14 protein-coding genes are annotated in these 17,269 nt (G+C 67.7%); 9 read left to right on the top strand and 5 right to left on the bottom strand.

What is annotated here, in order from left to right:
• The first annotated feature begins 5 nt into the window (after positions 1 to 5).
• Positions 6 to 3,122, top strand: coding sequence for an efflux RND transporter permease subunit (locus ACAM57_RS13360; RefSeq protein ID WP_184637374.1), 3,117 nt, complete (start codon positions 6 to 8; stop codon positions 3,120 to 3,122).
• 85 nt (positions 3,123 to 3,207) lie between these two features.
• On the opposite strand, the gene ACAM57_RS13355 is transcribed toward ACAM57_RS13360, so the two are convergent.
• The 3 genes from ACAM57_RS13355 to ACAM57_RS13345 all read right to left on the bottom strand — a co-directional run bounded on the left by ACAM57_RS13355 (position 3,208) and on the right by ACAM57_RS13345 (position 6,335).
• Positions 3,208 to 4,731 carry a tripartite tricarboxylate transporter permease gene (locus ACAM57_RS13355; RefSeq protein ID WP_126023886.1) on the bottom strand — a complete coding sequence of 508 codons (1,524 nt, stop codon included), beginning with the start codon at positions 4,729 to 4,731 and terminating at the stop codon, positions 3,208 to 3,210.
• Position 4,732: 1 nt separating this feature from the next.
• Positions 4,733 to 5,269 carry a tripartite tricarboxylate transporter TctB family protein gene (locus ACAM57_RS13350; protein ID WP_369661976.1) on the bottom strand — a complete coding sequence of 179 codons (537 nt, stop codon included), beginning with the start codon at positions 5,267 to 5,269 and terminating at the stop codon, positions 4,733 to 4,735.
• 106 nt (positions 5,270 to 5,375) lie between these two features.
• Entirely contained in the window at positions 5,376 to 6,335 is a 960-nt protein-coding gene (locus tag ACAM57_RS13345) for a tripartite tricarboxylate transporter substrate binding protein (protein ID WP_126023884.1), read from the bottom strand.
• Between the two features lie 136 nt (positions 6,336 to 6,471).
• On the opposite strand from ACAM57_RS13345, the gene ACAM57_RS13340 reads away from it, so the two are divergent.
• The 4 genes from ACAM57_RS13340 to ACAM57_RS13325 are packed head-to-tail and all read left to right on the top strand — an operon-like array spanning position 6,472 to position 9,910.
• Positions 6,472 to 7,155, top strand: a complete 684-nt coding sequence (locus tag ACAM57_RS13340) for a response regulator transcription factor (protein WP_126023883.1) — start codon at positions 6,472 to 6,474, stop codon at positions 7,153 to 7,155.
• Positions 7,152 to 8,594: a sensor histidine kinase gene (locus tag ACAM57_RS13335; RefSeq protein ID WP_369661975.1), complete on the top strand. Its 1,443-nt coding sequence runs from the start codon at positions 7,152 to 7,154 to the stop codon at positions 8,592 to 8,594. The genes ACAM57_RS13340 and ACAM57_RS13335 overlap by 4 nt, the downstream gene beginning before the upstream one ends.
• Before the next feature lie 19 nt (positions 8,595 to 8,613).
• Positions 8,614 to 9,051, top strand: a complete 438-nt coding sequence (locus tag ACAM57_RS13330) for an RNA-binding S4 domain-containing protein (protein WP_126023881.1) — start codon at positions 8,614 to 8,616, stop codon at positions 9,049 to 9,051.
• A 52-nt stretch (positions 9,052 to 9,103) separates the two neighbouring features.
• Complete coding sequence (locus tag ACAM57_RS13325; protein WP_126023880.1) at positions 9,104 to 9,910, top strand: PPK2 family polyphosphate kinase; 807 nt, start codon at positions 9,104 to 9,106, stop codon at positions 9,908 to 9,910.
• Positions 9,911 to 9,963: 53 nt separating this feature from the next.
• Here ACAM57_RS13325 and ACAM57_RS13320 read toward each other — a convergent pair whose 3' ends face one another.
• Positions 9,964 to 10,632 carry a hypothetical protein gene (locus tag ACAM57_RS13320; protein WP_126023879.1) on the bottom strand — a complete coding sequence of 223 codons (669 nt, stop codon included), beginning with the start codon at positions 10,630 to 10,632 and terminating at the stop codon, positions 9,964 to 9,966.
• A 195-nt stretch (positions 10,633 to 10,827) separates the two neighbouring features.
• Here ACAM57_RS13320 and ACAM57_RS13315 point away from each other — a divergent pair, with 195 nt between their 5' ends.
• Both ACAM57_RS13315 and ACAM57_RS13310 read left to right on the top strand, forming a co-directional pair.
• Positions 10,828 to 11,118, top strand: a complete 291-nt coding sequence (locus ACAM57_RS13315) for a c-type cytochrome (protein ID WP_240650750.1) — start codon at positions 10,828 to 10,830, stop codon at positions 11,116 to 11,118.
• Between the two features lie 102 nt (positions 11,119 to 11,220).
• A complete protein-coding gene (locus ACAM57_RS13310; protein ID WP_126023877.1) occupies positions 11,221 to 13,164 on the top strand; it encodes a sensor histidine kinase in 1,944 nt (647 codons plus the stop codon).
• Here the strand turns inward: ACAM57_RS13310 and ACAM57_RS13305 are convergent.
• The gene (locus tag ACAM57_RS13305; RefSeq protein WP_369661974.1) at positions 13,152 to 14,876 is read right to left on the bottom strand and encodes an acyl-CoA dehydrogenase family protein; all 1,725 of its coding nucleotides are present in this window, start codon (positions 14,874 to 14,876) and stop codon (positions 13,152 to 13,154) included. The genes ACAM57_RS13310 and ACAM57_RS13305 overlap by 13 nt on opposite strands.
• 282 nt (positions 14,877 to 15,158) lie before the next feature.
• Here ACAM57_RS13305 and ACAM57_RS13300 point away from each other — a divergent pair, with 282 nt between their 5' ends.
• The gene (locus ACAM57_RS13300; RefSeq protein ID WP_369661973.1) at positions 15,159 to 15,998 is read left to right on the top strand and encodes a helix-turn-helix domain-containing protein; all 840 of its coding nucleotides are present in this window, start codon (positions 15,159 to 15,161) and stop codon (positions 15,996 to 15,998) included.
• Positions 15,999 to 16,269: 271 nt separating this feature from the next.
• Complete coding sequence (locus tag ACAM57_RS13295; protein ID WP_369661972.1) at positions 16,270 to 17,262, top strand: class I SAM-dependent methyltransferase; 993 nt, start codon at positions 16,270 to 16,272, stop codon at positions 17,260 to 17,262.
• Positions 17,263 to 17,269: the final 7 nt, after the last annotated feature.

The following is a 17,269-nucleotide window of genomic DNA, read 5'->3' as shown; positions in this document are numbered from 1 at the left end:
CGCCCATGAACGTTTCCGCCTGGTCCATACGCAACCCGATTCCGGCGGTGATGCTGTTCGTGCTGCTCACCTTCGGGGGACTGCTGTCGTTCAACGCGATGAAGGTGCAGAACTTTCCGGACATCGACCTGCCGACCGTGACGGTCTCGGCCTCGCTGCCCGGCGCCGCGCCTTCGCAGCTGGAGACCGACGTCGCGCGCAAGCTCGAGAACTCCATCGCCACGGTGCAGGGCCTGAAGCACATCACCACCAAGGTGCAGGACGGCGCCGCCACGCTGATCGTCGAGTTCCGTCTCGAGAAGCCGGTGCAGGAGGCCGTGGACGACGTGCGCTCCGCGGTGCAGCGCGTGCGCGCCGACCTGCCGGCCGACGTGCGCGACCCTGTGGTCACCAAGCTCGACTTCGCGGCGCAGCCGGTGCTGGCCTTCACCATCGCCTCTTCGGCCATGGACGCCGAGGCGCTGAGCTGGTACGTCGACAACGACGTCACCAAGAAGCTGCTCGCGCTGCCCGGCGTGGGCGCGGTGAACCGCGTGGGTGGCGTCACGCGCCAGGTGCACATCGATCTCGACCCGTCCAGGCTGCAGGCGCTGGGCGCCTCGGCAGCCGACATCTCTCGCCAGCTGCGCCAGGTGCAGACCGAGAGCGCGGGCGGCCGCTTCGACCTGGGCGGCAGCGAGCAGCCGGTGCGCACCATGGCCACGGTGAAGTCGGCCGACCAGCTCGCCGACATGCAGATCGTGCTGAGCGACGGCCGCCGCATCCGCCTGGACCAGGTGGCGCGCGTGAGCGACACCATCGCCGAGCCGCGCGCGGCCGCGTTGCTCAACGGCAAGCCGGTGGTCGGCTTCGAGGTGGCACGCAGCCGCGGCGCCAGCGAAGTCGAGGTGGGCCACGCGGTGATGAAGGCGCTGGACGACATGCGCGCCGCGCGCCCCGACATCGAGCTGACCGAGGCCTTCAACTTCGTCGATCCGGTGGAAGAGGAATACAACGGCTCGCTGCACCTGCTGTACGAGGGCGCCATCCTCGCGGTGGTGGTGGTGTGGCTCTTCCTGCGCGACTGGCGCGCCACCTTCGTCTCGGCCATCGCGCTGCCGATGTCGGTGATTCCGGCCTTCATCGGCATGCACCTGCTGGGCTTCTCGGTGAACGTGATCTCGCTGCTGGCGCTGTCGCTGGTGGTCGGCATATTGGTGGACGACGCCATCGTGGAGGTCGAGAACATCGTGCGCCACCTGCGCATGGGCAAGACGCCCTACCAGGCGGCGATGGAGGCGGCCGACGAGATCGGGCTGGCGGTGATCGCCACCACCTTCACGCTGATCGCGGTGTTCCTGCCCACCGCCTTCATGAGCGGCGTGGCCGGCAAGTTCTTCAAGCAGTTCGGCTGGACGGCATCGCTGGCGGTGTTCGCCTCGCTGGTGGTTGCGCGGGTGCTCACGCCGATGATGGCGGCCTACATGCTCAAGCCGGTGGTCGGTGCCGAGAAGGAGCCGGGCTGGCTGCGCTGGTACATGCGCGCGGTGGAGTGGAGCACGCACAACCGCTTCAAGACGATGGTGCTCGCCACCCTCTTCTTCTTCGGCTCGCTGGCGATGATCCCGCTGCTCAAGACGGGCTTCATTCCGCCCGACGACAACTCGCAGACGCAGATCTACCTGTCGCTGCCGCCTGGCTCCACGCTGGCGCAGACCACGGCCGCGGCGGAAGAAACGCGCAACCGCGTGATGAAGATCCGGCACGTGAAGAGCGTCTACACCACGGTGGCCGGTGGCAGCGCGGGCGGCGACCCCTTCGCGAACTTCGGCACGCCCGAGACGCGCAAGGCCACGCTCACCATCAAGCTCGACCCGCGCGGCGACCGGCCGCGCAAGCAGGTGATCGAGAACGAGATCCGAGCGGCGCTCGAAACCTTGCCCGGCGTGCGCAGCACGGTGGGCCTGGGCGGCTCGGGCGAGAAATACATCCTGGCGCTCACGGGCGAGGACCCGGTGGCGCTGTCGAGTGCGGCGAGCGCGGTCGAGAAGGACCTGCGCACCATCCCCGGCCTGGGCAACATCACCTCCACCGCGAGCCTGATCCGCCCCGAGATCGCCGTGCGGCCCGACTTCGCGCGCGCCGCCGACCTGGGCGTGACCAGCGCCGCCATCGCCGAGACGCTGCGCGTGGCGACGCTGGGCGACTACGACCAGTCGCTGGCCAAGCTCAACCTCGCGCAGCGGCAGGTGCCCATCGTGGTGAAGCTGGAAGACTCGGCCCGCAAGGACATCGACCTGCTCGGGCGCCTGTCGGTGCCGGGCACGCGTGGGCCGGTCATGCTGAACCAGGTGGCCTCGCTGAGCATGGAAGGTGGACCGGCCGTCATCGACCGCTACGACCGCTCGCGCAACGTGAACTTCGAGATCGAGCTCTCCGGCGTCGGCCTGGGCGACGCGAAGGACGCGGTGCAGAAGCTGCCCTCGATCCAGAAACTGCCGCCGGGCGTGCGCATCGCCGAGGTGGGCGACGCCGAAGTCATGACCGAGTTGTTCGCCAGCTTCGGCCTGGCCATGCTCACCGGCGTGCTGTGCATCTACATCGTGCTGGTGCTGCTGTTCAAGGACTTCCTGCACCCGGTGACCATCCTGTGCGCGCTGCCGCTCGCGCTGGGCGGTGCCTTCGTGGGCCTGCTGATCGGGCAGAAGGCGCTGTCGATGCCCTCGCTGATCGGCCTGATCATGCTGATGGGCATCGCAACGAAGAACTCCATTCTTCTGGTGGAATACGCCATCGTGGCGCGCCGCGACCACGGCATGAACCGCTGGGACGCCCTGCGCGACGCCTGCCACAAGCGCGCTCGCCCCATCATCATGACCACGCTGGCCATGGGCGCGGGCATGCTGCCCATCGCGGTCGGCTTCGGCGCGGCCGACTCCAGCTTCCGCTCGCCGATGGCGATGGCGGTGATCGGCGGCCTCATCACCTCCACCGTGCTGAGCCTGCTGGTGGTGCCGGCAGTCTTCACTTACATCGACGACATCGAGCACTGGATCAAGCGCACCGTGCGCAAGCTGCGCGGGCAGCCGGCGGACCCGCACATCGACGACGATCTGGTCGAAACGCCTGCGCCTGGGCGGTAAGCGGAACCTTCCGGCACAAACAAAAAAAGCTGCGGCAAATGCCGCAGCTTTTTTTTGGCCTGACCCCGGACGGGCCCGGGAAGGATCAGGCGTCCATCTGCGCCAGCTTCGCCAGCTTGCGTTCGCTCATGCGCTTTGCCAGGCGCGGGAGGATGAGCACGGCCACCACGATGACGATCAGCACGATCGACATCGGGCGCTGGAAGAACACCGCCGCGCTGCCCTCGCCGATCGACATGGCGTTGCGCAGCTGCGCTTCGGCCAGTGGGCCGAGGATCATGCCGACCACCACGGGAGCGGTCGGGAAGTCGAAGCGGCGCATCACCACGCCCAGGATGCCGATGGCGTACAGCAGGAACAGGTCGAAAGCGCTCTGGCGCATGCCGTAGGCACCCACCGTCGCGAAGATCAGGATGCCGGCGTAGAGCTGGGGCTTCGGAATCTTCAGCAGCTTGACCCACAGGCCCACCATCGGCAGGTTCAGCACCAGCAGCATCACGTTGCCGATGTAGAGCGACGCGATCAGCGCCCACACCAGCGCGGCCGAGGTGGTGAAGAGCTGCGGCCCCGGCTGGATGCCGTAGTTCTGGAACGCACCCAGCAGGATGGCGGTGGTGTTCGAGGTGGGAATGCCCAGCGTGAGCAGCGGGATCAGCGCGGCCGTCACCGTGGCGTTGTTGGCGGCCTCGGGGCCGGCCACGCCTTCGATGGCGCCGGAGGTGCCGAACTCGGCCTTGGCTTCCGCGTCCTTGGCGAGCTTCTTCTCGGTGGCGTAGCTCAGGAAGGTCGGGATCTCCGTGCCGCCGGCCGGAATGCAGCCGAAGGGCGTGCCGATGGCGGTGCCGCGCAGCCAGGCAGGAATGGAGCGCTTCCAGTCGCGCTTGGTCATGTGCACGCGGCTGAGCTTGTTCTGGCCCTCGACCACGCGGCCTTCGTACAGCACGGCGTACAGCACCTCGGCCACGGCGAACAGGCCCACGGCCACCAGCACGATCTCGATGCCGTCGAGCAGCTCGGGAATGCCGCCGGTGTAGCGGCCCTGGCCCGAGATCTGGTCGAGGCCGATGCAGCCTGCCGCGAGGCCGACGAACAGCGCCGTCATGCCGCGCAGCGTGCTCTTGCCGAGCACCGCGCTCACGGTGGTGAAGGCCAGCAGCATCAGCAGGAAGTATTCCGGCGGGCCGAGCTTGACGGCGAAGTCGGCCACGAAGGGCGCGAACAGCGTGACGACGACGGTGGCAATGGTGCCGGCCACGAAGGAGCCGATGGCCGCCGTGGCGAGCGCCGCGCCTGCTCGGCCGCTCTTGGCCATCTTGTTGCCCTCCATCGCCGTCACCATGCTGGCGGTCTCGCCGGGCGTGTTCAGCAGGATGGAAGTGGTCGAGCCGCCGTACATGGCGCCGTAGTAGATGCCCGAGAAGAAGATCATCGAGGCCGTGATGTCGACCTTGCCGGTGATCGGCAGCAGCATGGCCACCGCCACGGCCGGGCCGATGCCGGGCAGCACGCCGACGGCCGTACCCAAGGCGCAGCCGACCAGGCACCACAGGAGATTGACGGGGGTGATGGCGGCGGCGAAGCCGGCCATCAAGGCGTTGAAGATTTCCATGTCAGATCCACCCGGTGTTGGTGAGGCCAGGCAGGTTGATGGCCAGGAATTGCGTGAACATCCAGAACACCGGGGCGGAGATCACCGCGCCGGTGACGAAGTCGGTCGCCCAGGTCCGCGGCGAATTGACACCGGCCTGCCCGCTCGCGCGGCGCAGCCCCTGCACGGCCAGCAGGTAGCACAGCGTGCAGCTCAGGATGAAGCCCAGCGTGGTGATGAGCGCCGCATTGAGCAGCAGCCCCGCCGACACCCAGATGAAGCCGGGCCAGTAGGCGTGCTCGGCGCCCGAGGGTGCATCGAGCTCGCGGAAGCCGCCGGTGCGCGCCTCCCAGAGGATCCAGGCGCCGCACAGCGTGAGCACCACGGACACCAGCCAGGGCAGGAAATTGGGGCCGACGCCGCCGTAGCCGGCGTCGGAAGAAATGCCGATGGCGCCGAAGGCCAGCGCCACGCCGGTCAGCAGCACGCCGGCGCCGACCAGGGTTTGCGGCCACGTGGCCGCGGGTTGCGGCGGGGCCGAGGAGTCTGGAGTTGTCATTTTTTCTCCCGGGAATGTGGAGCTGGATTTGAAAACGGCACGCTGTCGTCTCTTGCGAGGACAGCGCGCCGTGGGGCGGGCCAGTAGCAGTGCAAGCGCCGCGGGGTCAGACCATGCCGGACTTCGTCATGATGGCCCGCAGGCTCGCGAAGTCGTCGTCGACGAACTTGGCGAAGGCATCGCCCGAGAGCACGGCCGGGGTCCAGTCGTTCTTCTTGAGCGATTCGGCCCACGAGGAGCTCTTCATGGCGGCCAGCACCATGTCGGTCAGTGCCTTGCGCTGCTCGGCCGAGATGCCGGGGGCACCGTAGACGCCGCGCCAGTTGCCGATTTCCACGTCGATGCCCTGCTCCTTCAGCGTAGGCACGTTCACGCCCGGCAGGCGCTGGGCCGAGGTGACGGCGATGGGCTTCATCTTGCCGGCGGCGATGTATTCGGCGAACTCGCTGTAGCCGCTGCCGCCGACGGTGACGTTGCCGCCCAGGATGGCGGCGGTGGCCTCGCCGCCCCCGCGGAAGGCGACGTAGTTGATCTTGGACGGGTCGGCGCCGACCTTCTGCGCGATCATGGCCGCGGCGATGTGCTCGGTGGAGCCGCGCGAACCGCCGCCCCACTTGACGCTGCCCGGATCCTTCTTGAGCTGCTCGACCACGTCCTTCATGGTCTTGAACGGCGAGTTGGCCGGCAGCACGAACACGTTGTATTCGGTGGTCAGGCGCGCGATGGGCGTGGCCTGCGACAGGTTGACCGGCGGCTTGCCGGTGATGATGCCGCCCAGCATGACCGAGCCCATGACCATCAGCGCGTTGGCGTCGCCCTTGGAGCCGTTGACGAACTGGGCCAGGCCCAGCGCGCCGGCGGCGCCGCCCTTGTTGTCGTAGGTGACGGTGTCGGCCACCTTGGCGTCGGTCAGCGCCTTGCCCAGGGCACGGCCGGTGGTGTCCCAGCCGCCGCCCGGGTTGGCCGGGATCATCATCTTGACGTTGGCGGCCGCGCGAGCCGACAGTGGCAGGGCTCCGACGGCGGCCATGGCGGCCAGTGACTTCAGAAAGGTGTCGCGACGCATGCTGGGGTCTCCTGATTGGAAGGAACTTGAAAGGAAGCTGACTTGTAGCTGAGCGCTATCATGCGCCGCCCCGCTGTCAGTTGGCTGTCCGCCAGACTGGGGAAAACACCAAAGTACGCCCTCCCGACGCCAACGTATGAAGCTGCTGCTGGTCGAAGACGACCCCACGATGCAAATCACCCTGCAGCGCACCCTGGGACGCCGCCGCATCGACGTGCGCGTGTGCGGCGACGGCGCCGAGGCCGTCACGCAGTGGCGCGCCATCGAGCCCGACGTGGTCGCCCTCGACCTGAGCCTGCCCAACCTCGACGGCCTGCAGGTGCTGGCCCAGGCCCGCGCCGAGGGCCTGCGCACGCCGGTGCTGCTGCTGACGGCGCGCGGCACGGTGGGCGACCGCATCGTCGGCCTGAACGCCGGCGCCGACGACTACCTGCCCAAGCCCTTCGACCTCGACGAGCTGGAAGCCCGCATCCGCGCGCTGCGCCGGCGCAGCCACGGCGTTGCCGGACAGGACGCGGGGCTGAACCCGCAGGAGATCGGTGGGCTGCGCTTCGAGCCCGACAACGGCGCCATCTACAACCGCGCCGAGCTGCTCGAGCTCACCCCGCGCGAACTGGCCCTGCTGAAGGCGCTGATGATGAAGCCCGGCCACGCCGTGACCAAGGAGCGCCTCTTCGAGCTGGTGTTTCCGGGCGAGACCGACGTGCAGTACGAGGCCATCGAGGTGGTGGTGTACCGGCTGCGCAAGAAGCTGGTGGGCACCGGCGCCGTGCTGATGACGATGCGCGGGCTCGGCTACCTACTGCGACCCGAGGCATGACCCGCATCTCCTCGCTTCGCGCGCGGCTGCTGCTCGGCATCCTCGCGCCGGTGGCGGTGTTCATCGTGATCAACAGCGTGAGCCTGTACCGCCAGAGCCTGGCGGCCGCCACCACGGCCTACGACCGCACGCTGCTGGCGTCGGCCAAGACCATCGGCGAGCAGCTCGACGTGGAGGGCTATGACGACATGGCGCGGCTGCGCGCCATCGTGCCCTATTCCGCGCTGGAGGCCTTCGAGGCCGACAACCGCAGCCGGCTCTTCTACCGGGTCTCGGCGCTCGACGGCGAGATGATCTCGGGCTTTGCCGAGCTGCCCTTCTGGCACGGCCGCATTCCGGACCGGGGCGCGTATTCGGCGCTGGTCGACTTCTACGACGCGCAATTCCGCAACCAGCCGGTGCGCGTGGCGGTGCTGCTGCAGCCGGTGGCCAGCGCCACCGGCCGCGGCATGGCCGTGGTGCAGGTGGCCGAGACGCTGGAGCTGCGCGAAACGCTGGTGCGCAAGCTTCTCATCGACACGCTGTGGCGCCAGCTGCTGCTGATGGGTGTGATCGCGCTGGTGACCGTGTTCGTGGTGCAGCGCGCCACGCGGCCGGTTCGCGAGCTGGGCGAAGCCATCGAGCGGCGCCAGGCCGACGACCTCTCGCCCATCGACGCGCCCGACGCCCCGCGCGAATTGCGCCCGCTGATCGATGCCACCACCCAGGTCATGGGCCGGCTGCAGCGGCTGCTGGACCACCAGAAGCGCTTCGTGCGCGACAGCGCCCACCAGCTGCGAACGCCGCTGGCGGTGCTCAAGGCGCAGGTGCAGTCCGCCCAGCGCGGCGATGTGGCGCCCGGGCAGGCGCTGGACGAGATCAGCGGCACCGTCGACCGCGCGACCATGCTGGCCAACCAGATGCTGTCGCTCGCCAAGGTGGAACAACTGCGCCAGCAGCCGGAATCGGTGACGCTGGACTTCGGCGAGGTGGCGCGCAACATCGCGCTCGACCTCTCGCCGCTGGTGGCCGACAAGGCGCTCGACTTCGAGCTCGCCATCGACGAGCCCGTGCCGGTGCGCGCCCACCAGTGGATGCTGCAGGAGCTCACGCGCAACCTGCTGCACAACGCGATCAAGCAGAGCCCGCCGGGCGCCGCGCTGTCGGTGGCGGTGCGCCCCGAAGGCGCCGACGCGGTGCTGGTGGTGCGAGACGGCGGCCCCGGCATCTCGCCCGAGCTGCGCCAGCGCCTCTTCGCGCCCTTCGCGGCGGGCAGCACCTCCAGCGGATCGGGGCTGGGGCTGGCGATCTGCCGCGAGATCGTGCTGGCGCTGGGCGGGCGCATCAGCCTGGACAACCGCACCGCCCCCGACGGCAGCGGACGGGTCGTCGGGCTGGACGCCGTCGTGCACCTTCCGCTCGCGTCGCCGCAGAAGGCGCTGTCGCGGCAAAATGCCTGACCTCCACTCCTCGACTTTCATGGACCGTCTGCGCATCGACAAATGGCTCTGGGCCGCCCGCTTCTTCAAGACGCGCTCGCTGGCCGCGGAGGAAATCGGCAAGAACCGCGTGCAGGTGAACGGAGACATCGCCAAGGCCTCGCGCGAAGTGAAGGCGGGCGACACCGTCGCCATGCGAATGGGCCCGCTGACACGGACGGTGACGGTGCGCGGCCTCAGCGGCCAGCGCGGGCCGGCGCCGGTGGCGCAGCAGCTCTATGAAGAAACAGCCGAGAGCCTGGCGGCGCAGGCCGCCTTTCGCGAGATGCGCCGCGCGGGCATCGAGCCGGCCCTGGCCATCGAACAGGGCCGCCCCACCAAGCGCGACCGGCGCGAACTCGACGGCGCGGTGCGCCAGCATGCCGAATGGGACAACCGCTGGAGCGCATCGCTGCCCGCGGACGACGAGGAGTCCTGACCGATCGCTTACGCTGTGGGCTTCGTTGTTCTTCACCACGGAGTCCCGCTACATGGCCAGCTTCAAGAAATACCGCGTAGGCGGCAAGTTCAAGCTCTCCCACATCGACCCCGACGACACGCCCTTCTGCGAGGGCGACGAGAACGCGCAGCGCACCGAGCTCGATGCCCTCGCCGTGGAACTCGACGAACTGCAGGACCTGCTGAACGCCGAGGGCAAGCGCAAGCTGCTGCTGGTGCTGCAGGGCATGGACACCAGCGGCAAGGACGGCACCGTGCGCTGGGTGTTCTCGCGCACCTCGCCGCTGGGCGTGCGCGTGACGGCCTTCAAGGCCCCCACCGTGGACGAACGCGCGCGCGACTACCTCTGGCGCTGCCACGCGGTGGTGCCGCGCACCGGCGAAATCATGGTGTGGAACCGCAGCCACTACGAGGACGTGCTGGTGCCCGTGGTAGAGGGATGGATCGACAAGGCCGAGGCGAAGCGCCGCTACGCGCAGATCAACGACTTCGAACGCCTGCTCACCGAAACCGGCACGGTGGTGGTCAAGTGCATGCTGCACATCGACAAGGACGAGCAGCGCGAGCGCCTGCAGGCGCGCATCGACACGCCCGGCAAGCAATGGAAGTTCAGCATGGACGACCTGGAGGTGCGCACCAAGTGGAGCGCCTACCAGCAGGCCTACCAGAACGCGCTGGTCGCCACCTCGACCGATCACGCGCCGTGGCACGTGGTGCCCGCCAACAGCAAGCGTCACCGCAACGTGATGATCGCGCAGCTGCTGGTGAAGACGATGCGGCAGATGAAGCTCAAGCCGCCGCCGCCGGATCCTGCCCTTAAGGGAATGATCGTCAAGTAGGAAGAAAAACGGGCCCGCATCGCGGGCCCGTCTCTTCATCAAGCCGCAGGATTTCAGGACCGGCGCATTGCCGCCTGCGCCAGCACGCGACACTTGCCGAACTCGCAGCGCACCGCCCAGGTTCCGCCGTTGTCGCAAGGCACGTTGTAGGTCTCGTAGCCGGGGCCCTTGGCCGTGAGCTCGGCGCGCGGCTGCAGGTTGCAGCGGCCGGCCTTGGCCAGCGTTTCGACGTTGTAGGTGTCGACGCCGGTGCGGCGCGGCTTGACGATCACGCCCGGGTCGAAGGTGTTGCCGTAGAAGGTGTCGCGCACGTTCGGGTCAAGGTTGCGGTAACCGCGCTTGGCCATGCAATGCACGATGGCGATCTGCTGGTGCTCGGCGATCAGCTCCGAGCTGGGACGGCCGTTCCAGTCGATGATGGCTGCGGTAATGCCGGTGTACGAAGCCGCGGCGACGATGCCCTGCCCGTGCACGGTGATCAGGCCCAGGCCCAGCGCGCCCCACATGGCGTCGCCGGTTTCGCTGCGTGCGGTGATGCGGTTGGCGGCGGTGCGGCACTCGGCCACGTCGTTGTCGTAGCGCACCTTGTCCACGCCTTCCATGGCCACCATCGGCACATAGGAGGTGCCCCTGCCCGTTCCGGGTTCGGTGGGGGTGGTCGGAGCGCTGGCGCAACCGGCCAGGGCCACGGCGGCAAACGCAATGCTCAGCAACAGCTTCATGCAATCCCTCGTCTTCTTAGCGATAGTTGCGCGGATTTAACCATACATATAGTTACTCTTGAATCGTCTTGTCGTGAATGCACGACGGCCGGCCCCATGGAAACGGCATGCGACGATGCTTGGCACAGGCACCTCCCGCAAATGACGATCCAGACTCCCGGCAAGCTCCTTCTCCCTTTCCTCACCGGCTGCGTGATGGCCATTCACTCCCTTTGTGCCGCGGCGCAGACGCCCGCCGACCTGGCCCGCAGGAACGCCTGCATGGCCTGCCACGGGCTGGTGCACAAGCAGGTCGGCCCGGGTTTCGCGCAGATCGCCGAGCGCTATCGAGGCGACGCCGAGGCGGCCGCCCGGCTGGCCGGAAAGATCCGCGACGGCAGCGTGGGCACCTGGGGCCGCGTGATCATGCCCAGGCAGCCCCAGGTCTCGCAGGCCGATGCGCAGCTGCTGTCGCAGTGGATCCTGTCGCAGCCCACACCGCGCTGAGGCCCATCAGGGGGTTCGGCCTCGCCCGATCGGTAACAAAGTGAGAAAATAGGTTACATAAACCTCCACGCCGGCTTCGGCCGCGGCACTTTCCAGCATCCCTTGAACTACCGCCCCGCACCCTTCTTCGCCAATGTGGTGCTCGTTCTCTCGATCGCACTGCTGGGCATCATCGGCGCCTACCTGGTCGGGGCAACCGGCGTGCGGCAGACCGACGCGCTGCTGCACATGACGCACGCCGACTGGCAGGTCGAGGACGCGTCGGGCTACACCGCGCCGCCCCTCAGGCAGGACGGCAGCGCCCTGCCGCACGACTGGAAGAAGGTCGAGCTGCCGCTGGCCCTGCCCATCGCGCTTTTGAGCCAGGCCGAAAACACTTCCACCAGCACCACCCGCACCACCTGGATCAGGCTCGGCACCCGCGGCCTGCCGGCCAGTTCCGGCCCGCTGGCGCTGTACGGCGCGCGCATCAAGACCGACGGCACCATCGCCGTCTATGCCGACGGCCACCTGGTCCACCGCGCGCAGCAGTCGGGCCCGCTGTGGAACAGCACCCGCACGCCGCTGTGGGTGCCGCTCGACGACCACGGCGCCGCCGGCAACGCCCCGCCCGCCGAGATCCTCCTGCGCCTGGAGCACACGCGCAGCGCCCAGGTGGCGCTGTCCTCGCTGTGGATCGGCCCGGTCGACGCGCTCAGGGGCCGCCACGGCATGCGCCAGTGGCTGCAGCAGGAACTGCCCGCGATGCTGGGCGCGGCCTTCATGGCGGTGGGCGTGTTCGCCCTCTTCGTCTGGTTCAGGCGCCGCGACGAGACCGGCTACCTGCTCTTCTTCAATCTCTCGGCCACTTCCTTCATGCGGGGGCTGCACTTCTACGTGAGCCTGCCGGTGCTCAACGACTGGTTCGCGTGGCTGACCGTCAACTCGCTCTTCTGGCTGGTGATGGTCGTGCACTTCTTCCTGCGCCAGCTGCATGGGCGGCAGCTCGTGTGGCTCACCCGCGGCGTGGTCGCGACGACGGCGGCCATCGGCATCGTCACGATCCCCGGCCTCGCCATCGTGCAGAACACGCCGCAGGTCACGCCGCTGATCTACGCGGTGGCCGCGATGATGGGCACCGCCGTGTGCCTCGTGGGTGGCGTCAGCGCATGGCGCCGCTCCAACGAGGGCCGGCTGGTGGCGGTCGGCATCGGCATCTGCGTGCTGCTCGGTGTGACCGACTGGCTGCTGCAGAACAACTTCATCAGCCCCGAAGGCTGGTATCTCGGCGCGTACACCAACGCCGTCACCTTCAGCGTGTTCGGCGTGCTGATGTACCGCCGCTACGTGCACGCCATCGGCGAAGTCGAAGAGCTCAACGCGAGCCTCGCGCACCGCCTGCAGGCGCGCGAGGCCGAGCTCGAACTCAGCCACCGCCGCCTGCGCGAAGTCGAGCGCCTGCAGACCATCAGCGACGAGCGCCAGCGGCTGATGCAGGACATGCACGACGGGCTGGGCTCCTCTCTGATCAGCGCCATCCGCTCGGTCGAGGGCGGCGGCATGAGCGACGACAGGGTCTCGCAGATCCTCAAGAGCTGCCTGGACGACCTGAAGCTCACGCTCGATTCGCTGGAGCCCATCGAGGCCGACCTGCTCCTGCTGCTGGCCACCCTGCGCTACCGGCTCGAACCGCGCCTCGAAGGCACCGGGGTCTCGCTGCGCTGGGAAGTGCAGGAGTTGCCCGCGCTGGAGTGGCTGGACCCGTCGAGCGCGCTGCACATCCTGCGCATCGTGCAGGAGAGCATCTCGAACATCCTTCGCCACACGCGCGCGACCGAGATTCGCGTCGGAACCTCGCTCGACGGCGCGGGCGTGCGCGTGACCATCGAGGACAACGGACAGGGCTTCGACGTAGACAAGGCCATGGCCTCGTCATCGGGCCGGGGCCTGCAGAACCAGCGCCGGCGCGCTCGCTCGATCCACGGCACCGTGAGCTGGGAAGCGCTCTCGACGGGAACGCGCTTCGTGCTGTGGCTGCCGCTGCGGCGGCAGGCTCAGGCGGCCTGACGGACGGCAGCGACTTCCGCGCGCGAGACGATCCCGCGCAGATCCGCTCCGGCGGCCAGAGTGCCCATCACTCCAGCGTGCCGACCACCAAGGCGCGATTCGATGAAGCGCTGCGCGATCGCGCCATCGCTGTGCTTGCACATCTCGCTCGCCTGCAGCGCGAGCGCCATGCGTGTCACGAGCGCGCGGGCGTTGCCTTCGTCGATCGCGCCGGTGCCGAGGTCGTCGCGCAGGCTCGCGATGAACTTCGCATGCGCCACGTTGCCCACCGACTGCGGCACCGAGACCTCGTCGAGGAAGACTTCGAGCGAGCCCTTCTCGCGCCCGAGCGCGCGCACCACGTCCATGCACATCATGTTCGTCGTGCCTTCCCAGATCGAGTTGAGCGGCGCTTCGCGATAGAGGCGCGCGATGGGGTTCTCCATGATGAAGCCGTTGCCGCCATGGACCTGCAGCGCCTCATAGACGAAGTACGTTGCGCGCTGGCAGTTCCAGTACTTCACCACCGGCGTCGCCACGCGCGCCAGAAGCCGCTCGCGCTCATTCGTCGCCATGCCGTCGGTGGCGCGCGCCACGCGCATCGCCGAGAGCATCGCGGCTTCGCTTTCGAGTGCGAGGTCCGCCAGCACATTGGTCTGCATGGGCAGGTCGGCCATGCGGCGGCCGAAGCCGTCGCGCGTCGATGCGTGGCCGATCGCCAGCGTCAGCGCCTGCCGCATCAGGCCGGCCGAGCCGACCGCGAAGTCCAGCCGCGTCAGGTGCGCGTGCGAGAGAATCTCGCGGATGCCGCGGCCCTCTTCGCCGACCAGCATCGCCCAGGTCCTGTTGAACTCGACCTCGCTCGATGCGTTGGAGCGGTTGCCGCACTTGTCCTTCAGGCGCTGCACCGCGACGCGGTTGGCGCTGCCGTCGGGTAAGAAGCGCGGCACGAAGAGGCAGCTCACGCCCGACTTCGTCTGGGCGAGCGTGTAGAAGCCGTCGGAGGTGGGCACCGAGAAGAACCACTTGTGGCCGGTGACGCTGTAGACCTGCACGCCGTTCTTCTCGGTTCCGACGAAGGTGGCGGTGGTCTGCGTCTGGCGCAGGTCGGAGCCGCCCTGCTTCTCGGTCATGGCGTAGCCGATCACCGCGCCCGTCTTCTGTGAAAGGGGCACGCGGCGCGGGTCGTACTTGCCGGAGAGCGTCTTCTCTCTCCACTGCGCGAACTCCGGCCTGCCTTCGAAGCCGGCGCACGCGGCGTACGCCATGCCGGTGGGGCAGCCGGTGCCGTTCTCGACCTGGTTCCACAGGTAGCTGAGCACGGCCCGCGCGAAGTGGCCCGAGCCTTCGCTGGTGGTCCACGCAAGGCCGGGCACGCCATGCGCGAAGGCCAGGCTCATGAGCTGGTGCCATGCGGGATGGAACTCGACCCAGTCGAGGCGGTTGCCGAAGCGGTCGTGCGTGCGCAACTGCGGGTTGTGCTCGTTGGCCAGTCGCGCGAGGTCCTGCACCTGCTCGTCGCCTGCGAGTGCACCGAGGGCCGTCGCATGCGGAATGCTCCACGGTGCGTGACGCTCGACGAGCTCCCGTAGCGCCACGTCGCCGGTGAATGCGTTGTGGCCGATGCATGGCTCGGCCTGGTTGAATACCTTGTGCGTTTCGACGCCCGTTTCGACGCCATTGGCGAGCGAAAACTGGAACGCCAGTTCGGTGCTCTCGAGAGGCATGTTCATGAAGGTCTCCAATGAGTGGCGGCAAGGTGGCTGCGCCGCGGAGCATGGTGAATCATTCCTCGCCGTTCGTGAACCTGATCTTTCCCGGGGCCCTTTCGTGAGCCGCCGAATGGCACAGCCTTTGCTTGACCGGGACATCGAGGCCGGAGGCTTCCCGCTTCCACCAAGATCGCGCTGTAATCACCGGAACAAGGCGGCCTTGCTCACCATTCAGGTGCCATCGATCGGTCGGACGACGCTGGATGGATGCGTGGCAATCGCCGATGCAAACGGAGGTTTTCGTTGGCCAAGCTGGACCCTCTGAACACGTCGCGCTACTGGCATGCGCCCGGCCTGCCGGGCATGGACATGCTGCACGCGGACTTCACCACGCACGAGTACGCGCCTCACGTGCACCACTCCTTCGTGATCGCCGTCACCGAAGTCGGCGGCGCGGAGTTCAAGAGCCGCGGCCGCACCGGCGCGGCACACCAGCAGGCGCTGCTGGTCTTCAACCCGGCCGAGCCGCACTCGGGGCGAATGGGCGGCAGCCCGCGATGGCGCTACCGCTCCTTCTACCTGGCCGACCCGGGCATCCGGCACCTGATGACGACGCTGGGCATGGACCAGGCCCGCTACTTCGACTCGAACGTCTATTGCGACAAGGAACTGATCGGCTGCTTCCTCGAACTGCATCGCGCCTTCGATGAGGACGGCGGCCAGTGCGATCCGCTGCGGCAGCAGGAGCTCTTCGTGCACACCTTCGGCACGCTCTTCCAGCGGCATGCGCAGCAGGGGCACCGCGTGCTGCCGGTGCCCGCCGACACCAGCGTGCTCGCGCCTGTGCTGGAGTTGCTGCGCGATGCCTTCGCCGAACGGCTGACGCTGGAAGCGATGGCCGAGGCCGCGGACCTCACGCCCTTCCAGCTGATCGGTGCGTTCAACCGCGCGATCGGCCTGACGCCGCACATGTACCTCACGCAGCTGCGGCTCAGGGCGGCGATCAGCCATCTCACCGCGGGCAGGCCGCTCATCGAGGCCGCCGTGGCGAGCGGCTTCTACGACCAGAGCGCCCTCACCCGGCATTTCAAGCGCACCTTCGGGATGACGCCGCTCCAGTACGTCCGCGCACGGATCAACTGACGCGCCGGCGCTCTTTCCGGGCGCTTCTTTCCGCATCTTTTTTTCTCGCCGGCTCGCGCGGAATGCACCGCGCGGGGCCGGCTTTGCCGCGTGCGCGCCGCAATAGAAACCTTCTTCTGAATTCGGTCGAATCTCTTTTTGCCGCAATCACCCGGCGCCGCAATTTTTACCAATACGGCCTTCTGCACGCTGTCTATCGTGCAACCAAATGGCCTCGGCTATGGCGAAGTAATCAGTTGGTTTTCAATGGCGTTTAACAAACAGGTGCCCCATGCAAAACGTTGATCGCGGTATTACTGGCTCTTCCCTCGCAGGCTCCGCAATCCTGCTCGAAATCGGTGCGGAGTACGGAGTCATCGAATTTCTCCAGAATTCGGAGGTCGTGGACGCCGCGGCGGCGTCGCGATCCTGCGGAATAAAGGAGTCGGTGATCTCCGCCTATCTCGACTCCCTGAGCAAGGCGGGAATCATCGAAGTGCTGAGCCCCACGGCTCCTGCCACCTACAAGGTCGGCAGCAACTTCGAGGAGCTGATCAACGAGGTCGGCTACCTCTCGTGGGCACTGCGCGCCTGCGCGCCCCTGATCAACAACGCGAAGGAGTTCTCGGAGCACAACGCGGAGGCGCAGGCCAAGTACCCGCGCAGCGGCGGGCTGGTGGCGCGCACCTCGAAGTGGATGGGCGAGAAGTCCTTCTATCCGCAGCCCGAGAACGCCATCGTCGCGATGGCACCAAGGAAAATCGTGGATCTTGGATCGGGCTCCGGCGGCTTCCTGATCCGCATGCTGCGCAAGATCCCGGGCTCCACCGGCGTGGGCATCGACCTGAGCGCATCGGCCACCGAGCAGGCCGTGAACGCGGCCTCCGAGGCCGGCATGAGCGATCGGCTCAAGTTCGTGACGGCCCCCATCCAGGTGCTGGTGGAAGACGCGTCGCTGATCAAGGACGCCGACATCATCCACGCGGGCTTCGTGATGCACGACCTTCTTCCGGCGGAAGAGGAAACGCTCGACGCATTGCTGCGCGCCTGCTGCACCCACGCGATCAAGGGCACGCTGATCATCGTCGACGCAATTCCGGTGGCCCAGTCGAATTGGGAAAAGCCGTTCGCCGCGGCATTCAACCACCTGCACAACCATTTCATGTCCAGAAGGCTCCTGAGCGAGGAGGAATGGACCGAAAAGCTTTTCCGCGCGGGATTCTCGAACGTGCGGATCGAGGTACTCGACCACCCTGGAGGGCGCATGTTGATGGCAAGCAAGTAAGCACACC

Origin of the sequence: Variovorax sp. V15 (assembly GCF_041154425.1) — a bacterium.
GTDB lineage: Bacteria > Pseudomonadota > Gammaproteobacteria > Burkholderiales > Burkholderiaceae_C > Variovorax > Variovorax guangxiensis.
The sequence above is the reverse complement of the archived record's forward strand: the minus strand, read 5'-3'. Positions and strand labels throughout refer to the sequence as shown.

Coding starts and splice junctions, on each gene's coding strand:
- ACAM57_RS13360 (WP_184637374.1), top strand. CDS start 6: ATGAACGTTTCCGCCTGGTCCATACGCAACCCGATTCCGGCGGTGATG.
- ACAM57_RS13355 (WP_126023886.1), bottom strand. CDS start 4,731: ATGGAAATCTTCAACGCCTTGATGGCCGGCTTCGCCGCCGCCATCACC.
- ACAM57_RS13350 (WP_369661976.1), bottom strand. CDS start 5,269: ATGACAACTCCAGACTCCTCGGCCCCGCCGCAACCCGCGGCCACGTGG.
- ACAM57_RS13345 (WP_126023884.1), bottom strand. CDS start 6,335: ATGCGTCGCGACACCTTTCTGAAGTCACTGGCCGCCATGGCCGCCGTC.
- ACAM57_RS13340 (WP_126023883.1), top strand. CDS start 6,472: ATGAAGCTGCTGCTGGTCGAAGACGACCCCACGATGCAAATCACCCTG.
- ACAM57_RS13335 (WP_369661975.1), top strand. CDS start 7,152: ATGACCCGCATCTCCTCGCTTCGCGCGCGGCTGCTGCTCGGCATCCTC.
- ACAM57_RS13330 (WP_126023881.1), top strand. CDS start 8,614: ATGGACCGTCTGCGCATCGACAAATGGCTCTGGGCCGCCCGCTTCTTC.
- ACAM57_RS13325 (WP_126023880.1), top strand. CDS start 9,104: ATGGCCAGCTTCAAGAAATACCGCGTAGGCGGCAAGTTCAAGCTCTCC.
- ACAM57_RS13320 (WP_126023879.1), bottom strand. CDS start 10,632: ATGAAGCTGTTGCTGAGCATTGCGTTTGCCGCCGTGGCCCTGGCCGGT.
- ACAM57_RS13315 (WP_240650750.1), top strand. CDS start 10,828: ATGGCCATTCACTCCCTTTGTGCCGCGGCGCAGACGCCCGCCGACCTG.
- ACAM57_RS13305 (WP_369661974.1), bottom strand. CDS start 14,876: ATGAACATGCCTCTCGAGAGCACCGAACTGGCGTTCCAGTTTTCGCTC.
- ACAM57_RS13295 (WP_369661972.1), top strand. CDS start 16,270: ATGCAAAACGTTGATCGCGGTATTACTGGCTCTTCCCTCGCAGGCTCC.